Below are 18,173 nucleotides of genomic sequence, written 5' to 3'. Positions count from 1 at the left end.
TAATATGAAAAAGATATTTGCATTCTTATTTATTTGTTCTTCATTTTTAATATGGGCTCAAAAAATTGATCCGGAAGCAAAAAGACTTTTAGATACAGCTAGTGCGAAACTCAGCCAAAATTCAACATTTTACGTAAAATTCAATTATTTATATTCTATACCCGGACAAAAAAGTATATCTGAAATTGGACAGGTTTATGCCGCTAAAGAAAAGTATCATTTAATTCTGCCCAGTATTACCCAAATTTATGACGGAAATAAGATTTACACTATTTCTAAGGAAGATAAAGAAATCACTTCTTCTGATAAAGAAGACGGTGAAAGCCTATCTCCTACCAATATTTTAAGTCTTTATAAAAGCGGTTTTAATATTACTTTTGAAGGAAATACAACTATTAATAATGTTAAATGTTCCGTTATTAAATTGGTTCCTATTGATACCAAAAAATCAAAATCTATACTTCTTGCTCTTTCTAATAATAAGATCATAAGAGTATCTGAAAATTATAACGACGGAAGTTCTTTAATTTTAATGATCATTGATTTTAAAGAAAATTTAATTGTAAATAAATCTTTACTTACATTTGATAAAAATAACTATAAAGATTACACACTAACAGAGTTATAAAAGATGATTAAAAAGTTAGACTGGTATATTATCCGCACTTTTTTTGGTCCTTTTTTATTTATATTTAGCGTTTTAATGTTCATCTTTGTAGTTCAGTTTGCCTTTAACCAAATGGATAAATTTTTAGGTAAAGGACTGAACTTATGGGACATATCTAAATTATTATATTATCTGGGCTTGGATGTGATTCGTCTCGTTTTACCTTTAACTATCTTGTTGTCATCAATTATGACATTTGGTGGTTTCGGAGAGCGATATGAACTAGCTGCAATGAAATCAGCTGGAATTTCATTAGCACGAATAATGTATCCTCTTTTTAGTCTTGTAATCTTACTGGCCATCTGGTTATTTTATTTCTGTAACACCACACTTCCCGAAAACCAACGAAGAGCGCGTAATATGCTCATCAATATTGCACAAACAAGACCTGCCCTTAATTTTGAAGAAGGTCGATTTATTAAAGAAATGAATCCCTTGAGCATTAAAATTGGCAGGAAAAGTGGTGAAAATGATAGCGAGTGGGATCAAGTATTTATTCATAAAAATGCTTCCCCTTTTGAAGATCAGCAAACCATAATAGCAGATAAAGGAAATATAATTTCCAAAGATAACCATTACTTAAAAATTGAATTATATAATGGATATATATATCAAGATAACATTAAAGGTAAGAATTTAAATGAGCTAAAAAAACAACCGGGTAATTCCATTAAGTTTGACACCTTAACTCAATATTACGATATTTCGGATATAATTAAAAAGTCACTAGATAAACAATCCGAAGGAGATAATTTTAGATATAAATCAGTATCCGAATTAAGCACTTATATAGATTCCATCAAAACTTCCAATACTGTGTACTTTAAAGGGCTTGGAGAAAATGGCATGAAGCTTTTATTAGGGGAAACAAACTCATTGGATTCCCTAGATTATAGTCATTATAATGAAGATTTTCCGTTTGAATGGTCCAACTTAGATGATAACACTAAATATAATTTAGTTAAAGCCGCCATAAATCAGGTTACTCTGTCTAAGTATGAATTAGGTTCAAAAGCCACCGAAATGAAAGCGGTAGAAAAATTTATAGCTAAAATGATTTTATGGCAGCAAAAAAATATCATTTCATATTCCGTTACCTGTATAGTATTTTTCTTGATAGGAGCTCCGCTAGGATCTATCATTAGAAAAGGGGGAGTCGGTTTACCTGTAGTTGTTGCCATAATAATATTTATCATTTTTTATATTTTAGGGCTTTATATGGAAAATTTAGCAAAAAATCAGGTAATCAACGCCTATTGGGCTTCTTGGATTCCAAATGCAATATTTCTACCTGTTGGAATTTTTCTAACTATAAAATCCATGAGAGATTCTGAACTATTTGACGTGGATAATTATTTAAAACCTTTTAAAAGATTTATTAGTAAATTTATCAAACAAAAAAAATTAGAACACAGTAGATACCAATGATTATTACAGACTTAAAAATGAATACCATATCAGAAGCTCTTGAAGAATTAAGACAGGGAAAGGTAATTATAGTTGTTGATGATGAAGATCGTGAAAACGAGGGTGATTTTGTTGCTGCAGCATCAACTATGACACCTGAAACTATAAATTTTATGACTAAGTACGGAAGGGGTTTGATTTGCACGCCTTTAACTCAAAAAAGAGCTGAAGAACTGGACTTGGAATACATGGTCGGAAAAAATACTGACCCTAAGCAAACGGCTTTCACTGTTTCAGTAGATTTACTTGGACATGGGATTACTACAGGTATTTCCGCTTCTGATCGATCCAAAACCGTTAAAGCTCTTGTCGATGAAAATATCAAGCCAAGTGATTTTGCACGTCCGGGTCATATTTTTCCTTTAGTTGCAAAAAAAGGAGGAGTACTTAAAAGAGACGGACATACTGAAGCTACAGTCGATTTATTACAATTAGCGGGACTTCCTTCTACCGGAGTTTTAGTTGAAATCATGAATGAGGATGGAACAATGGCTCGTTTACCTCAATTAATGGAAGTTGCTAAGAAATTTGATTTAAAAATTATAACTATTAAAGACTTAATTTCATATCGACTTAAAAATGATTCTTTGATTGAAAAAATCGACGATGAAATAATTAAAACCCATTATGGAGAATTACGATTTGTAACGTATAAAGATAAAACCAATGATCAAATTCATTTTGCATTAGTGAAGGGAGAAATTAATGAAGATGAAATCATACCTGTAAAAGTTTGTGCTAACAATATATATTTGGATCTTTTCAAAACCCTTGCTCAAGGAGAAGAAACCATTGTAAATAAAGCTATTAATTTTATTAATGAAAATGGCAAAGGAGTAATTATTTTTATAAACAATCCTTCCAATACAGAGGTAATCGAAAATCATCTGAGCGAACTCAAAAAATACATATCGGGAGAAATAGCTGATTTTGGCATACAATCCGATGAAAGGGATTTAGGAATCGGTGCACAAATAATTAAAAATTTAGGAATTAAAAATATCAATGTTTTAACAACCAATCCTAACAAAAATTTCCCTCTAAGTAGTGGATATGGAGTTAAGATTGTAAATGAAATTAAAATTTAAATTTCATTCTCATAAATTATAAATAAAGAAGCTATATAGTAGCTTCTTTATTTAACCAAGTATTGAATTATAAAATGATATTTTGGATCTGATTCGTTAATGACAAGTAAAGGATCTTTCTTCTTATTTCTTGCTTCTATAATTTTATTTTTATACTTCCTTAAATAAATATGCTTGTGTAAATCTTCTTCTGAGGCTGTTTGTAAATTTATTTTAAGAACTTGGGATGGATTTAAGACGAAAGATTCAAAAATTTTTGAAACCATTTCAGAAGTTATATCATATACATCTTTAATTTGTTCCATCGACACAAAACCACCTAATCCTTTTCTAAAACTCAATATCCTTTTAGTTATAATTTCATTTTCAATTACGGAATTTATATCGTTAAAAGATGCTGTATTAATATCCTTTTTTTCATTGGAAATTTGAAGTACTTTTATATTTGATGTGTTTTCAATATTTTGAGAAGGAAGCTTAATATACGATTCCAATTCTTGATATTTTACACTTGATATCACATAACATTTTTTTAAATCCTCTTTGGATTTGAATTTTCCACCTATAGCATTTTTATATCTTATAATGCTTTCCGCTTGTTTTTCTGAAAAATCTATACGCATCCAATCGTTTACATTATATGTATTCGGGTCAAATGTTAATAACCGATACTTTTTAACTTTACTAGAATTAGTAGTTGTTTCATTAAAGCCATTCTCCGGTAATAACAAAAAAGGACACATTTTTGCATACATTTCCTCGGAAATTACGTAGCAAGATTTAAGCTGTTCTTTAGAAGTAAATTTACCTCCAAGCATAGCCTTATAATTAATGATTACCTCTGCTTGTTTTTTAGAAAAACCTAAATTCTGCCAGTCTTCTGAATTATAATCAGTTGGATTAAAAGGTTCTATAAATTTATCTTTTTTATCCTTTACCTTAAAATTCTGTTTATTAATTTCTTCAACAAATTGAAAAGGGGTAGCATTATTATTCTCAAAGATTGAAGAAATTAAAGCATTCCTATGAATTAATAATTCTAAAATACATATAATTATGAGCAACAAAAGAACACCTATTCGTTGCTCTTTTATCATTTTAAGGCGTAAATTCATAAAAGTTAATATAAATATATAATTACAAGAGCTTAATTTTTAAAATGTTACCATTTATTATGGTAACGTAAAAAAATTATATTTTTATATTAAAAAAATGAAATACTATTTCTTTTAAATCGCTGTAAAATAATAACCTAAGATTCAAAATAGCTTAGAGGAAGTTAGCAATCCCTTTAAAATTGCGAACTCAATGGATACTTTACAAAACTATTATGTGAAAATTTAATTCAAAAATATTTAGCTATTTTTTCCTTTTTCTGCATAGCTCATATCATTAACCGATTCAATGATATATTTTCCATCTTCAAATATAACTTTACATACTGAAGCGTTTTCCAAATCCTTAACAAATAATCTTTTACCTCCCAAATTATGGAGCATTAGAGTTATACTTAATCCGTGAGATACGATCAGAACGTTTTTATTTTCCTTATTCTTACTTTCGATCTGTACAATATCCGATAAAGCTTTATGCGTTCTTTTTTCAACGGTATTAAAATCTTCTGCCATTTTCATAGGATCTAAAATACTTATGGTATTGACCGCTTCTTTATAAGTAATTTCTTTATTCTTGTCAAAGATATCATTGAATAAATCCTGAGCATTAGTGTAATGAAGATATAAGGCAACATCCTTAAACATTTCCGTAGCTAAGGCAGTTTCATAGGCTCCAAAACAGATTTCTCTTAATTCAGGTTTTTCTGTAACCGGAAGTTCTTTTTGATCTGAATTCTTTAAAATTATATTGATAGTTTCTCTGGTTCTCCTTAAATCACTGCAAAAAGCTGAAGAAAATTTAACATCTTTCAATCCTTTACCCAAATTTTCTGCCACCTCAATCCCTTCTTTTGTTAACGGTGTATCACTCCAACCTTGAACTTTGTTTAATGTATTTAAAATTGTCTTACCATGACGTACTATGTAAAATGTAATCTTAGATCCCATATAAAAAATATTAGCATTTTAAATGCAAAATTAGAAAATTTTGTTTGTTATAAGTATAGAATAATCATTATAGTTCACTAGTATTTCATACTGTTGATTTAATTAAACTTAAAATTAAAAAACAAAATATATCTTAAAAATAATTATATTTAACCGTATAATTTTTAAAAAATTTTATTCGTATAAAAAAATAATTATTATTTTTGTTATGTTAATTTAGATTTTAAAAGTTAAAAATCTTAGTTATGTTATTACGCAATTTAACATTGCCGGTTAATAAAATTACCCTTTTATCTTACCCTATCTACTTCAGTAGGCAGGTTAGGCTTTGATTTTCGATTTTTCCAAAGCCGACACTTCCGTTTTTTATACAGTAATTTATCTACTACTGTTTTTTCAATTTATCCATTTACTATATTATTTATACATAAGATGAATATTAATATTGTTGTTGCAACAGAAGAACATTATCAATACGCTGAAGAAATATGCGAAACTATTTACCAATCGGCTATTGTAAGGGGGACAGGTATTGCTAAAAGAACCCCTGAATACATCCAAAAAAAAATGGATCAAAGACAAGCGATTTTAGCTCTTGATAATACAAAATTTGCAGGTTTTTGTTATATAGAAAAATGGCAGAACGGAGAATTTGTCGTCCATTCAGGATTAATTGTTCATCCTGACTACAGAGGAATAGGTTTAGCCAAAAAAATTAAACATTTTATTTTTGATTATACCCGAAAAAAATTTCCGGAAGCTAAAATTTTCGGTATAACTACCGGATTGGCAGTAATGAAAATTAATTCGGAATTAGGATATAAGCCGGTACCCTTTTCTGAACTAACTGAAGATCCTGACTTTTGGAATGGCTGTAAAACATGTACGAATTTTAATATTCTACAAAGTAAACAAAATAAAATGTGCTTATGTACCGGAATGTTATTCGATCCTAAAGATCAAAAAAAAGATAAGAATATCTCCCATAAAAATAGTTTCGATAAAAAGGTCATTACTCATCTCAATAAAATAAAAGAGGTATTTCACTTAAAATCTAAAAAGGATTGTAATAATTCCCAAATTAAAACCATCTAAAAAAATCTTGATTATGAAAAAAGCAGTTTTAGCATATAGTGGAGGACTAGATACTTCCTATTCTTTGGTTAAACTAACTAAAGAACACGATATGGAAGTACATACCGTTATAGTAAATAGCGGAGGATTTTCTGAAGAAGAATTAAAACAAATTGAAAAACGAGCATATGAGCTGGGTTCCAATCATCATATAACCATTGATATTACTGAAAAATTTTATAGAAATTGTTTACGCTATCTCATTTATGGAAACATTTTAAAAAACAATACCTATCCATTATCAGTTAGTGCAGAAAGAATATTTCAGTCACTGGCTATAGCGGAATACGCAAAAAAAATAAATGCGGAATATATAGTTCATGGAAGCACGGGAGCCGGTAATGATCAAATTCGATTTGATGTAGCCTTTGAAGTCATTTCCCCTAAATCAAAAATAATTACACCGATTCGTGATGAAAATATTTCTCGTCAAGAAGAAGTTGACTACTTACAAAAAAACGGAATAAACATGAATTGGGAAAAAGCAAAATATTCCATCAATAAAGGAATATGGGGAACTTCTGTAGGAGGTGTTGAAACACTTTCCTCTGATCTCCCTTTACCGGACGAGGCCTACCCTACTCCCCTCTCTGAAACCACTCCTTCCATAATTGAACTTGAATTTTCTAAAGGAGAACCTATCGGATTAAATGGAGAAAAAATGAATCCGGTGGCATTAATTCAAAAACTGAATGAAATAGGAGGAAAATACGCCATAGGAAGAGATATACATGTGGGAGATACCATTTTAGGAATTAAAGGAAGAGTAGGTTTTGAAGCTCCTGCTCCTATGTTACTGATTAAAGCGCATCATCTGCTGGAAAAACATACCTTATCCCGTTGGCAACTCTTACATAAAGATTCATTGGCCAATTGGTATGGTACTTTATTGCATGAAGCTCAGTATTTAGACCCTGTAATGCGTGACATTGAAGCGTTTCTGACGTCCTCTCAAAAACGAGTTAGCGGAACCGTAAAGATTCAGTTGTATCCCTATTATTTCCGTATGATCGGTATAAAATCTCCTTATGATATGATGCAATCAAAAGTTGCTACTTACGGTGAAGAAAATGAAGCTTGGGACAGTAGAGATGCCCGAGGATTCATTAAAATTTTTGGAAATCAATTAAAAATTCATCATAGTTTCAATGATTTAGAATAATTTACGAACTTTATCTTGAATTAAAGTAAATAAAAATTGAAAGTATAGTTTAGTTTAAAAAACCAATGAACAAAATAAAAGCCAGTATTGTGGGAGGGGCAGGATATACCGCAGGCGAATTACTGCGAATCCTCATTAATCATCCAAAAATAGAACTCACATCCGTTTATAGCACTTCCAATGCAGGAAACCCTGTCACAACGGTCCACGAAGACCTTATAGGAGAAACCGATTTAATTTTTTCTGATCGCATTGATCAAGAGGCAGATGTTGTTTTTTTATGTTTGGGACATGGTAAATCCAGGGATTTTTTGACAAAAAATATATATTCTAAAAACACAAAAATTATAGATTTAAGTAATGATTTCAGGGTTAAACCTCATCATGTATTTCAAGACAGAACATATATTTACGGTCTTCCCGAATTACAAAAAGAAGAAATAAAAAAGGCAAAAAATATTGCTAATCCCGGATGTTTCGCAACCGCCATACAATTAGCTTTACTTCCCTTAGCAAAGAAAAGTTTATTGTCCCAAGATATTCATATCCACGCAGTAACCGGCTCTACCGGTGCGGGGCAATCACTTTCAGCAACTGCTCATTTCAGTTGGAGAAATAATAATGTTTCCTTTTACAAAGAATTTAGTCATCAGCATGAGGCAGAAATTTCACAAAGTATTCATCAGTTAGGAACCAACCGACATCAACTCTATTTTTTACCCATGCGTGGTAATTTTACTCGAGGGATTCTTGCCGGCATATATTTAAAATGTGAAATTTCAAAGGAGGAAGCTTTTTCTTTATATCGTGAATACTATCAGGATCATCCGTTTACCTTTGTTTCGAACACTCCTCTATCTGTAAAGCAGGTAGTCAACACAAATAAATGTATGTTAGAAATACAAAAACATAAAGATACCCTTTTAATTACTTCGGTGATTGATAATTTAAGTAAAGGTGCTTCGGGTCAAGCCGTACAAAACATGAACCTTATTTTCGGATTTGAGGAATCGGAAGGTTTACATTTAAAACCGGTGGCATTTTGATAAAATTAGAGTTATGAATTCACTATTTTTCTCTTAATATGATTAACTAGAAAAACTAAAAATACAATATCAGTTTCCTTAGTTTATTTAGAAAGTTCTTATGGTTCTTTTAGAGACGTTAACTAAAAAAAGGATAAATTACTGATTTTAATGAATAATAAAAATTATATAATTAGTACAAAATTATAATATGAAAATAGCAATTATTGGAGCCGGAAATTTAGGACTGGCAATCGCAAAAGGAATTATTAACAGCAATTTTGCTGAATCATTATATATTACTAAGCGAAATATTAAAACCTTACATGAACTGGAAAATAAACAAAATATAGTTCTTACATCAGATAATAAAGAGGCAATTAAAAATTCAGAGATTATACTGTTTGCGGTTCAGCCTAATGTCTTAACCAATGTTTTACAAGAATGCCGGCATTTATTTACGGAACATCATACTTTACTATCAGTAGTTGCCGGATTTGATTTAAGTAAACTAGAAGAAATCATAGGCAATCATTTTCCAATTATTAAGGCCATGCCTAATACTGCTATATCGGTGAATAAATCCATGACCTGTCTTTGTTCCAATAAAAAAGGAAAGGATCGAATCAATATCGCGTTGGAAATCTTTAATCAACTGGGTCATGCTGTAGAAATTCCTGAAGAGCAAATGCAAGCGGCAACAATTATTTGTTCCAGCGGTATAGCTTTTTGGCTGAGGATCATTCGTGCACATATGTTGGGAGCTATAGAAATGGGACTGGAACCGCAAGAAGCCCTATCCATGATTACTCAAACTTGTATGGGAGCGGCACAATTAATTGAGTCTAAAAAAAGTCATCCCGAGCAAGAAATTGATAAGGTCACAACTCCGGGCGGGTGCACCATAGCCGGAATTAATGAAATGGATCATCAAGGAGTTAACTCAGCCATTATTAAAGGGCTATTAGCTTCCTATACCAAAATCAATCAGCTGACTAAGAAATAAATAGTAAAGTATCACATGAACACCACAAAAAAACAATAATAAAAATTTATAAAAGGATACTAATATGAGTCTATTCAATGTATATCCTATCTACTCTGTAACCCCTGTTAAAGCATCAGGTTGTACCGTATGGGATGATAAAGGAGATGCTTACCTTGACTTTTATGGTGGGCATGGGGTTATTTCCATCGGTCATTCACATCCGACATATATCAAACATGTAACTGAACAAATCAATTCCATCGGTTTTTATTCCAATTCAATTATTAATCCTGTTCAAGAAAAACTGGGTAATTTACTACCTCAAATTTGCGGATATCACGACTATTCGTTATTCCTCTGCAATTCAGGAGCAGAAGCTAATGAAAATGCTTTAAAATTAGCCTCTTTTCATACCGGAAAATCAAAAGTTTTAGCCTTTAAAAACAGTTTCCACGGGCGTACTTCCGCAGCGGTTGCCGTGACCGATAATCCAAAAATTACTGCTCCTATCAATGCTCAACAGGAAGTGGTATTTTGCGAATTAAACGACATTGAAAGTGTTAAAAAAGAGATTGCTAAAGGGGGTGTATCTTCCGTAATTATTGAAGCTATTCAAGGTGTGGGTGGATTGGATGAAGGAAGTACTGAATTTTTTCGGGAATTGGAAAAGGTTTGTAAAAATAATAAGGTAGTTCTAATTCTGGATGAAATTCAATGTGGATATGGACGATCCGGTAAATTTTTTGCCCATCAATATCATGGAATCAAAGCAGATATTATATCGGTAGCGAAAGGGATGGGAAACGGATTTCCTATCGGAGGGATCTTAATTTCTCCTGAATTTACTTCTTCTTTTGGATTATTAGGAACTACTTTTGGCGGAAACCATCTCGCTTGTGCCGCAGCATTAGCGGTTTTAGAAGTAATGGAGGATGAAGAAATTTTAAACAATGTTCAAAAACAATATGAATATTTCATTAAAAAATTTTCTTCTCTATCGCAAATTAAGAAAATTAAGGGTAAAGGATTAATGCTGGGATTAGAATTTGATTTCGAAGTCGCAGATCTCCGTAAAAAATTAATCTATGAAAAAAAGATTTTTACGGGTAATTCCAATAATAAAAATCTACTGCGTGTGCTTCCGCCGTTATCTATTTCCAAAAATGAAATTGATATGCTTTATGACAGTTTACAGTCTTGTCTTTAACAACCTTATAAAATAAGAAATAATGAAAAAGTATACTTCTGTCGATGATATTACAGACCTAAACGAGATGTTAAATTTGGCTAAGAAGATTAAAGCTGCTCCTTTAGCTAACCAAGTTTTGGGAAAAAATAAAATTTTAGGGCTTTTATTTTTTAATCCGAGCTTAAGAACGCGATTAAGCACACAAAAAGCAGCTCGCAATCTGGGTATGGATTGTATGGTTATGAATTTAAACACAGAAGGCTGGACATTAGAATTTGAAGATGGAACGGTAATGGATGGTTCTGCTTCCGAACATATAAAAGAAGCCGCTAAAGTTATATCAGTTTATTGTGATATAATAGCCATTCGAAGCTTTCCTACTTTAAAAGATAAGGTAAAAGACGAAGCGGAAACAGTCATTTCTTCTTTCGTTAAATACGCCACCGTTCCGATCATCAGTTTAGAAGGGGCTACAGAACATCCTCTACAAGCTTTGGCTGATGCGTTGACTATTGAAGAATACAAAAAAACGGAACGTCCTAAAGTAGTGTTGAGTTGGGCTCCCCACCCAAAAGCTCTTCCTCAATCTGTTTCTAATTCATTCGTGAAAATGATGAAAAAAATGGAGGTGGATTTTATTATTACTCATCCGGAAGGATACGAGTTGAACCTTGAAATTACCAAAGGTGTTCCCATTGAATATAATCAAGAAAAAGCATTTATAAATGCTGATTTTATATATGCTAAAAATTGGAGTAATTACAACGATTATGGTAAAATACTAAACGAAGACCCTCATTGGACCATTGGAAAAAGACAAATGGAATTGACAAATCACGCTAAATTCATGCATTGTTTACCGGTACGAAGAAATATGATTGTAACTGATGACATATTGGACAGCGATGCATCGATTGTTATACCTGAAGCAAATAATCGAACGTATTCTGCTCAAACCATTCTTACTCGAATTCTGGAAGGGCTCACATAAATATTAATTATTTGATTTTTGGTAAAAAACAGGTATTTAACTAATTACTAACAAACAACCCAATAAGTTGAATATGGAAAAGAAAAAATTAACCGTTATAAAAATAGGAGGAAATGTAATTGATAATCAAAAAGTCCTTACTCAATTTTTACAAGATTTTTCTAAGTTGGAAACTCCGAAAATTTTAGTCCACGGAGGGGGAAAAGCTGCTACAAGATTAGCGGGTAAATTGGGGGTTGAATCGATCATGATTGAAGGACGAAGAGTAACCAACGAAGAAATGCTAGATGTGGCAATAATGACGTATGCAGGACTTTGCAATAAAAAAATTGTAGCTCAACTTCAAGGTTTACAAACTTCTGCTATCGGGCTAAGCGGTGCAGATGGAAATTCTATTGTTTCGAAAAGGAGAGATAATAGCGCTTATGATTATGGATATGTAGGGGATATCATTGAAATTAACTCCGAATGGATTAAATTTTTACTCGACACCGATACGATTCCTGTATTCTGTGCAATTACCCACGATAAAAAAGGACAGCTGCTTAATACGAATGCTGATTCCATTGCACAATCTCTGGCTGTAGGTCTATCCTCTTTTTATGAAACCACTTTATTGTATTGTTTTGATAAAAAGGGTGTTTTACAAGATATTGAAGATGAAAATAGTATTATTGAAACGATAGATTACAGTTCCTATCAACAATTAAAAAAGGATAATATTATTCACTCGGGTATGATCCCAAAACTTGATAATTGTTTTGAAGCGCTGAAACAGGGAGTTAAAAATATTATTATTTCTAACCCTGAAATAATTAACAACTTTAATCATTCTCATACTTGTATTACCTTATAATTAAGTCTTATGAAAACCATTGAACAACTAACTTATGAAGCAATTGATCTGTTAAAAAAATTAATTGCAACGCCCTCATTTTCCGGAGAAGAACATCATACCGCTTTATTGATTGAAGCTTGGTTCAGACATCATTCAATTCCTTATGAAAGAGAGAATAATAATATATGGGCATATAATAAATATGTGGATGAAAACAAACCTTATTTATTGCTGAATTCTCATCAAGATACTGTTTTTCCTAACAAAGACTATACTCATAATCCTTTTGATGTCATTGAAAAAGAGGGTAAAATATTCGGTTTAGGTTCCAATGATGCCGGAGGATGTTTGGTGTCTCTTTTAGCCACGTTTACTTATTTTTATTTACATAAGAATATGAAATATAATTTAATTATGGTGGCTTCCGCTGAAGAAGAAAACAGTGGAAAAAAAGGTCTAAACAGTGTGTTGGCTCACTTGCCACCATTAGAATGTGCTATTATAGGTGAACCTACTCAAATGCAACTTGCCATTGCTGAAAAAGGCTTGCTTGTTTTAGACGTTCTCGTAAAAGGAACTGCCAGTCATGCAGCTCATAATAATCCTGATAATTCCATTTATAATGCTTTTGAGGTAATTGAATGGTTTAAAAATTTCTCATTTGAAAAAATATCAGAAGTTTTAGGACCTATGAAAATGACGGTTTCTCAAATTGAAGCAGGTAAACAACACAATCTTGTACCTGAAGAATGTCGTTTGGTGGTGGATATCCGTGTGAATGATTGTTATACAAACGAAGAAATACTATCAATAGTAAAGAAAAATTTATCATCTGAAAGGGTAATAATTACTCCCCGATCATTGAAACTTAAATCTTCTTCCATTCCCAAAACTCATCCGTTAGTTATATCCGGAATTGCTCTGGGGAGAGAAACTTATGGGTCTCCTACTCTTTCAGATCAAGCCGTCTTACAATGTCCTTCTTTAAAAATGGGGCCGGGAAATTCTTTACGATCTCACACTGCCGATGAATATATTTTTAGGGAGGAAATTGTAGAAGCAATTCCTCTGTATATAGAATTATTAAATCAAACGATCTTATAAAAGATAATTGAAACTATTAAATTTTAAAAAATGAAGCTTTGGGAAAAAGGTATACCGACTGATCAGAGAATCGATTTATTTACCGTAGGTAATGATCGAGAATTAGATATTGTTTTAGCTAAATATGACGTGTTAGGTTCGTTAGCTCAAACTAAAATGTTGTATCAAGTAGGGCTTATTACGGAAAATGAAAAAAAAGATTTACTTCAAGCATTAAATGAAATTCTCACAGATATTGAAAATCATACGTTTAAAATTGAAGAAAATTTTGAAGATGTTCATTCTAAAATAGAATTTTTACTAACTGAAAAAGTGGGAGATGCCGGTAAAAAGATTCATACGGCTCGTTCCCGCAATGATCAGGTTTTAGTTGATATGAACTTATATCTGAAAGATGAATTAAAAGTGATTAAAGATCAAAGTCGTAAACTTTTTGATCTTCTACTGATTCTTGCAGAAAAAAATAAAAACATTTTATTGCCCGGATATACGCATTTTCAAATAGCTATGCCCTCTTCCTTCGGAATGTGGTTTTCTGCATATGCTGAAAGTTTGATTGATGATGTAATTTTACTTAATGCAGCTTTAAAAATAGTCGATCAAAATCCTTTAGGATCAGCAGCGGGATATGGTAGTTCTTTTCCTATAGATCGAACGTTTACTACTCGAGAATTGGATTTTAAAACATTAAAATTTAATTCCGTTGCCGCACAAATGAGTCGAGGTAAATCGGAAAAAAGCACGGCATATGCTCTTAGCAGCTTGGCCGGTACTTTATCCAAGTTAGCAATGGATGTAACTTTATATTTAAGTCAAAATTTTAACTTTCTTTCACTTCCCACCCATTTGACAACGGGTTCCAGCATTATGCCTCATAAAAAAAATCCCGATGTTTTTGAATTGATACGAGGAAAATGCAATAAAATACAAGCTTTGCCTTATGAGTTGACTTTGATAACCAATAATCTTCCTAGTGGATATCATAGAGATTTACAGTTATTAAAAGAAGGAATTATTCCGGGAATACAAAATTGTAAGGCATGTTTAGAAATGGCTCATTATTCCCTTCAAGATATACAAGTTAATAAAAATATACTCGATGATCCTAAATACGATTATTTATTTACCGTAGATGCTCTTAATGAATTGGTAGCTGAGGGAGTTCCGTTTCGTGATGCATATAAAATGATCGGTCAAAAGGTGGAACAGGGAACGTTTCAATCTCCTAAAAAAACTACTCATACGCATGAAGGAAGCATAAACAATTTGTGTTTAGAGGAAATTAAAAAGAAAATGGATGATTATTGGATGGATTAATACATCCTATATACGAGTAAAATCAAAGTTAAAAAAGATACACTTGTCCATAAGATAACGCCCAAAAGTAAAGGTTTTATACCAATTTTTTTTAAGGTTTGCAAACTTAATCCTGCTCCTATTAAAAATAAGGTTACGGTTAGTCCTCGTTTAGCTGCCATAACCAACCCATGATCGAAAGTGCTAAATACAGGAAAGTATTGGGGTAAATAGGTATTACTTATCATGGCCGCAATAAATAAAAATATAAAGTAAGGTAGTTTTATTTTCTTATGTATAATTTCCTTATCTTCTTTAAAAGTCAATATAATCAGAAAAGATAAGGGAATTATCCATAAGGCTCTTTCCAGCTTAACCATCGTCGCAATTTCTAAGGCTCTTGAACCATAGTGCTGTGCAGCGCCAACAACAGAACTTGTATCATGTATAGCCAATGCAGACCAATATCCAAATTGTTCTTGTGAAAGATGTATTAGATGTCCTATTGCCGGAAATATAAATAAAGCAATGGAATTTAAAATAAAAATAGTGGCTAAAGACAGGCTGGTTTCTTCTTCATCTGCATGGATAAGCGGGACAACGGCAGCTATAGCACTTCCTCCACATATAGCAGTTCCTGATGATATCAACAAGGTTATTTTCCTATCAATTTTAAAAAATTTTCCTATCAATATTCCCAAGAATAAGGTAAGAAAAATTGATCCAACCGTTAATAACAATCCTTCTTTACCAACTTGAATTGCTGTATTTAAATTCATCCCAAATCCCAATCCTATAACAGAAAGTTGAAGAAGATAGCGCGTTATTTTTTTAGTAAAGGCGGGATAAGGATTACCTAAACTAAAGGAAAATAACATTCCCAACAATAATGCTAGAGGGGTTTCTATAGATACAACCAGGCAAAGTAAACCTAAAAGAATAAAAATTATTTTTTTTACCCGATCATTGGAGACTAATTTTTTCTTGGTTGTTGCTTGATTCATTGTACAAATATCCTTTACTGAATACAAATCTGCCAATGAAAAAATGTTATTCCTTATAACGATGGGTTATAATGTGAAGTAGCAAATTTTATAAAAAGATCTGAATTTCCTTCGGGAACTCCTTGCTTATAAACAAAATAAAACCAGCGTTTTATATCTATTCCTTCTATATCAATTACTTGAAATTCTCCTTTTTTTATATCTTTAGTTACTGCTGCAATGGATATAAAACCTATACTGTTGGTATGGGTAAGGTAGGACTTGATGCCTTCTGTACTTCCTAAATGCATAGCAATGTTCAGATCTTTAAGCTGTATATTGACAGCTTGAAAAGCATCTCGTATAATATCCAAACTTCCTGAGCCTAATTCTCTCAAAACTAGGGGTACTTTTTGTAATTCATCTAAAGTCAAAATTTCTTTTTTTGAAATTTCCTGTGAGGTGTGTGCAATGGCAACAATTTCATCTTTTAAAAATGGAAGGTATTTAAGTTGCTTATTTTTGGGTTTGCCTTCAACCATTCCTAATTCTATTTTTTTCTCAATCAGATATTTTTCAATTTCTTCTGTATTTGCGGTTATAAGAGACATTTTAATTTTCGGATGTTTGGAATGAAATTGAGACATCAAGGCCGGAAGTAAATATTGGCCTAAAGTAGTACTTGCTCCTAGTTGAAAAGTTCCTGAAAAATTATCTTTCAGTAAATCAAAATCATATTGTATTTGTTTATAAATATTCATGATTTTTTCTGAATGGATCAATAATATTTTACCGGCATCGGTAAGCTCTATTTTATTTCCTTTTCGAAGAAATAGGGTTAAATCATATTCTGATTCCAACTCCTTTATATTTTTAGTCACAGCAGGTTGTGAAATGTATAATTCTTCGGCAGCTTTGGTAAAACTTAAATTTTTAGCTACAGCATTAAATATTTTCAATCGGAAATCAGACATTATAATTTTTATTATTTCTTGCTAAGTAAATTACTATAAATATTTTATTAAATCATATAATTATTGATTTATTGAAAAAGATATGAACCTATTCAAATTAACTTTTATCCTTCGATCCTGTTTTTCAACACAAGTGTAAATGTATATATATGGAATAATTTTTGTTTTGGATGGGTATTAAACAATGTTAATTTTAAATAGACCTAAAAAACCAAATTATGAAACAATTAAAAAAAATTTTATGGGCTTTTGCATTAATGGGTACGCTGAGCTTTTCTTTGACATCATGCAAAAATGAGCCTAAAGATTCAGATTTAGTTACCAAGGCAAAATCCGTTATTCCTGAAGGAATTACTATTGATGTTAAAAAAGGGGTGGCTACACTTACCGGAGAGTATAACGATAATGACGTTAAACAATCAACTGAAAATGCTGTTAAAGCAATACCGGGTATAAAATCTGTTGAAGATAATGCAACGGTTAAATCAGAATCAGGTGATGTAGTGGTTTCTGTGGATTCCGTATTAAAATCTAAAGTAAATGATATTTTAAAAGGGTATACCGGTGTTACAGCGGAAATAAATGATGGTGTGGTAACTCTTAACGGTGAATTAAATAGAAGCGAATTGCCTCGACTTATGCAAGCAATTAACACGCTCCAACCTAAAAAAATTGAACAAAAATTATTACTAAAATAGAAGTATGGCTTTACAAGATAAATACGCAGATTTAATAAATAAGGCGAAAAGTCTGGGAACAACAAATCTTTCTGTTAAAGAACAAAATAATGTTCTTTATATTGATGGAGAGGTTCCGAATGGAGAGTCTAAAGATCAGTTGTGGGCTGCTTATAATAAAATTGATCCTGATTTCAGATCCGCTGATTTAATTTTAAATATTAATGTATCACCCAATGCACCTTCTTCTAAATATAAAGTAACCACTCAAAGTTCTAATTTAAATATTAGAAAAGGACCGGGTACGGATCAACCTATTTTAGGAAAAGCTGCACATCAATCTACGGTAACTTTTCTGAGCAAATATAATGACGATTGGTATTTAATACGATCTGAAGATGGAACCGAAGGATATTGTAATACTGAATATTTAACAGCTATATAAAATTATTATACTTAAATATTTTTTGAGGGGCTTGAATTAATTTTCTTGCCCTTTTTTTATCTAATCAAATATACCGGAATCA

At 31.6% G+C, this 18,173-nt stretch carries 18 protein-coding genes; 14 read left to right on the top strand and 4 right to left on the bottom strand.

Annotated features, from left to right (window positions below):
- Positions 1-4: 4 nt before the first annotated feature.
- Genes GYM73_RS01170 through ribB form a run of 3 tightly spaced genes read left to right on the top strand, consistent with a single transcriptional unit; the run spans position 5 to position 3,222 of the window.
- Entirely contained in the window at positions 5-628 is a 624-nt protein-coding gene (locus GYM73_RS01170; RefSeq protein WP_160542787.1) for an outer membrane lipoprotein carrier protein LolA, read from the top strand.
- A 3-nt stretch (positions 629-631) separates the two neighbouring features.
- On the top strand, positions 632-2,095 hold the full coding sequence (locus GYM73_RS01165; protein WP_220233876.1) for an LptF/LptG family permease: 1,464 nt from the start codon (positions 632-634) through the stop codon (positions 2,093-2,095).
- A gap of 2 nt (positions 2,096-2,097) precedes the next feature.
- Positions 2,098-3,222, top strand: a complete 1,125-nt coding sequence (ribB, locus tag GYM73_RS01160; protein ID WP_220234335.1) for a 3,4-dihydroxy-2-butanone-4-phosphate synthase — start codon at positions 2,098-2,100, stop codon at positions 3,220-3,222.
- Between the two features lie 47 nt (positions 3,223-3,269).
- Here ribB and GYM73_RS01155 read toward each other — a convergent pair whose 3' ends face one another.
- Together GYM73_RS01155 and GYM73_RS01150 are read right to left on the bottom strand one after the other, a co-directional pair.
- On the bottom strand, positions 3,270-4,337 hold the full coding sequence (locus GYM73_RS01155) for a helix-hairpin-helix domain-containing protein (RefSeq protein WP_220233875.1): 1,068 nt from the start codon (positions 4,335-4,337) through the stop codon (positions 3,270-3,272).
- Between the two features lie 240 nt (positions 4,338-4,577).
- Positions 4,578-5,285, bottom strand: a complete 708-nt coding sequence (locus GYM73_RS01150; RefSeq protein ID WP_220233874.1) for a histidine phosphatase family protein — start codon at positions 5,283-5,285, stop codon at positions 4,578-4,580.
- A gap of 432 nt (positions 5,286-5,717) precedes the next feature.
- Here GYM73_RS01150 and GYM73_RS01145 point away from each other — a divergent pair, with 432 nt between their 5' ends.
- The 9 genes from GYM73_RS01145 (at position 5,718) to argH (ending at position 15,033) form a co-directional block, all read left to right on the top strand.
- Positions 5,718-6,380 (top strand): GNAT family N-acetyltransferase, encoded by a 663-nt coding sequence (locus tag GYM73_RS01145; RefSeq protein WP_160565969.1) that lies wholly within the window; start codon positions 5,718-5,720, stop codon positions 6,378-6,380.
- A 13-nt stretch (positions 6,381-6,393) separates the two neighbouring features.
- Complete coding sequence (argG, locus tag GYM73_RS01140; protein WP_220233873.1) at positions 6,394-7,581, top strand: argininosuccinate synthase; 1,188 nt, start codon at positions 6,394-6,396, stop codon at positions 7,579-7,581.
- Positions 7,582-7,646: 65 nt separating this feature from the next.
- Positions 7,647-8,627 carry an N-acetyl-gamma-glutamyl-phosphate reductase gene (gene argC, locus GYM73_RS01135; protein WP_220233872.1) on the top strand — a complete coding sequence of 327 codons (981 nt, stop codon included), beginning with the start codon at positions 7,647-7,649 and terminating at the stop codon, positions 8,625-8,627.
- Positions 8,628-8,817: 190 nt separating this feature from the next.
- Positions 8,818-9,612, top strand: coding sequence for a pyrroline-5-carboxylate reductase (gene proC / locus GYM73_RS01130; RefSeq protein ID WP_160568511.1), 795 nt, complete (start codon positions 8,818-8,820; stop codon positions 9,610-9,612).
- Between the two features lie 64 nt (positions 9,613-9,676).
- A complete protein-coding gene (locus GYM73_RS01125) occupies positions 9,677-10,801 on the top strand; it encodes an aspartate aminotransferase family protein (protein ID WP_220233871.1) in 1,125 nt (374 codons plus the stop codon).
- 22 nt (positions 10,802-10,823) lie between these two features.
- Positions 10,824-11,774 (top strand): N-acetylornithine carbamoyltransferase, encoded by a 951-nt coding sequence (locus GYM73_RS01120; RefSeq protein ID WP_220233870.1) that lies wholly within the window; start codon positions 10,824-10,826, stop codon positions 11,772-11,774.
- 73 nt (positions 11,775-11,847) lie between these two features.
- Positions 11,848-12,630, top strand: coding sequence for an acetylglutamate kinase (gene argB, locus GYM73_RS01115; protein WP_220233869.1), 783 nt, complete (start codon positions 11,848-11,850; stop codon positions 12,628-12,630).
- Between the two features lie 9 nt (positions 12,631-12,639).
- The gene (locus GYM73_RS01110) at positions 12,640-13,716 is read left to right on the top strand and encodes a M20 family metallo-hydrolase (RefSeq protein WP_220233868.1); all 1,077 of its coding nucleotides are present in this window, start codon (positions 12,640-12,642) and stop codon (positions 13,714-13,716) included.
- Positions 13,717-13,746: 30 nt separating this feature from the next.
- Entirely contained in the window at positions 13,747-15,033 is a 1,287-nt protein-coding gene (gene argH / locus GYM73_RS01105; protein WP_220233867.1) for an argininosuccinate lyase, read from the top strand.
- On the opposite strand, the gene GYM73_RS01100 is transcribed toward argH, so the two are convergent.
- Positions 15,030-16,016: a YeiH family protein gene (locus GYM73_RS01100; protein ID WP_220233866.1), complete on the bottom strand. Its 987-nt coding sequence runs from the start codon at positions 16,014-16,016 to the stop codon at positions 15,030-15,032. The genes argH and GYM73_RS01100 overlap by 4 nt on opposite strands.
- Positions 16,017-16,069: 53 nt before the next feature.
- Complete coding sequence (locus GYM73_RS01095; protein WP_220233865.1) at positions 16,070-16,969, bottom strand: LysR family transcriptional regulator; 900 nt, start codon at positions 16,967-16,969, stop codon at positions 16,070-16,072.
- A 218-nt stretch (positions 16,970-17,187) separates the two neighbouring features.
- On the opposite strand from GYM73_RS01095, the gene GYM73_RS01090 reads away from it, so the two are divergent.
- On the top strand, positions 17,188-17,667 hold the full coding sequence (locus GYM73_RS01090) for a BON domain-containing protein (RefSeq protein WP_220233864.1): 480 nt from the start codon (positions 17,188-17,190) through the stop codon (positions 17,665-17,667).
- Between the two features lie 4 nt (positions 17,668-17,671).
- Positions 17,672-18,091, top strand: a complete 420-nt coding sequence (locus GYM73_RS01085) for an SH3 domain-containing protein (protein ID WP_105297141.1) — start codon at positions 17,672-17,674, stop codon at positions 18,089-18,091.
- Positions 18,092-18,173: the final 82 nt, after the last annotated feature.

Source organism: Apibacter sp. ESL0432 (assembly GCF_019469225.1).
GTDB lineage: Bacteria > Bacteroidota > Bacteroidia > Flavobacteriales > Weeksellaceae > Apibacter.
Note: the sequence above shows the minus strand (reverse complement) of the source record. Positions and strands in the feature narration are given on the sequence as shown.

Excerpts from the sequence above, each read along its gene's own strand:
- GYM73_RS01170 (WP_160542787.1), top strand. The coding sequence starts at position 5 with ATGAAAAAGATATTTGCATTCTTATTTATTTGTTCTTCATTTTTAATA.
- GYM73_RS01165 (WP_220233876.1), top strand. The coding sequence starts at position 632 with ATGATTAAAAAGTTAGACTGGTATATTATCCGCACTTTTTTTGGTCCT.
- GYM73_RS01155 (WP_220233875.1), bottom strand. The coding sequence starts at position 4,337 with ATGAATTTACGCCTTAAAATGATAAAAGAGCAACGAATAGGTGTTCTT.
- GYM73_RS01150 (WP_220233874.1), bottom strand. The coding sequence starts at position 5,285 with ATGGGATCTAAGATTACATTTTACATAGTACGTCATGGTAAGACAATT.
- GYM73_RS01145 (WP_160565969.1), top strand. The coding sequence starts at position 5,718 with ATGAATATTAATATTGTTGTTGCAACAGAAGAACATTATCAATACGCT.
- argG (WP_220233873.1), top strand. The coding sequence starts at position 6,394 with ATGAAAAAAGCAGTTTTAGCATATAGTGGAGGACTAGATACTTCCTAT.
- argC (WP_220233872.1), top strand. The coding sequence starts at position 7,647 with ATGAACAAAATAAAAGCCAGTATTGTGGGAGGGGCAGGATATACCGCA.
- proC (WP_160568511.1), top strand. The coding sequence starts at position 8,818 with ATGAAAATAGCAATTATTGGAGCCGGAAATTTAGGACTGGCAATCGCA.
- GYM73_RS01125 (WP_220233871.1), top strand. The coding sequence starts at position 9,677 with ATGAGTCTATTCAATGTATATCCTATCTACTCTGTAACCCCTGTTAAA.
- GYM73_RS01120 (WP_220233870.1), top strand. The coding sequence starts at position 10,824 with ATGAAAAAGTATACTTCTGTCGATGATATTACAGACCTAAACGAGATG.
- argB (WP_220233869.1), top strand. The coding sequence starts at position 11,848 with ATGGAAAAGAAAAAATTAACCGTTATAAAAATAGGAGGAAATGTAATT.
- GYM73_RS01110 (WP_220233868.1), top strand. The coding sequence starts at position 12,640 with ATGAAAACCATTGAACAACTAACTTATGAAGCAATTGATCTGTTAAAA.
- argH (WP_220233867.1), top strand. The coding sequence starts at position 13,747 with ATGAAGCTTTGGGAAAAAGGTATACCGACTGATCAGAGAATCGATTTA.
- GYM73_RS01100 (WP_220233866.1), bottom strand. The coding sequence starts at position 16,016 with ATGAATCAAGCAACAACCAAGAAAAAATTAGTCTCCAATGATCGGGTA.
- GYM73_RS01095 (WP_220233865.1), bottom strand. The coding sequence starts at position 16,969 with ATGTCTGATTTCCGATTGAAAATATTTAATGCTGTAGCTAAAAATTTA.
- GYM73_RS01090 (WP_220233864.1), top strand. The coding sequence starts at position 17,188 with ATGAAACAATTAAAAAAAATTTTATGGGCTTTTGCATTAATGGGTACG.
- GYM73_RS01085 (WP_105297141.1), top strand. The coding sequence starts at position 17,672 with ATGGCTTTACAAGATAAATACGCAGATTTAATAAATAAGGCGAAAAGT.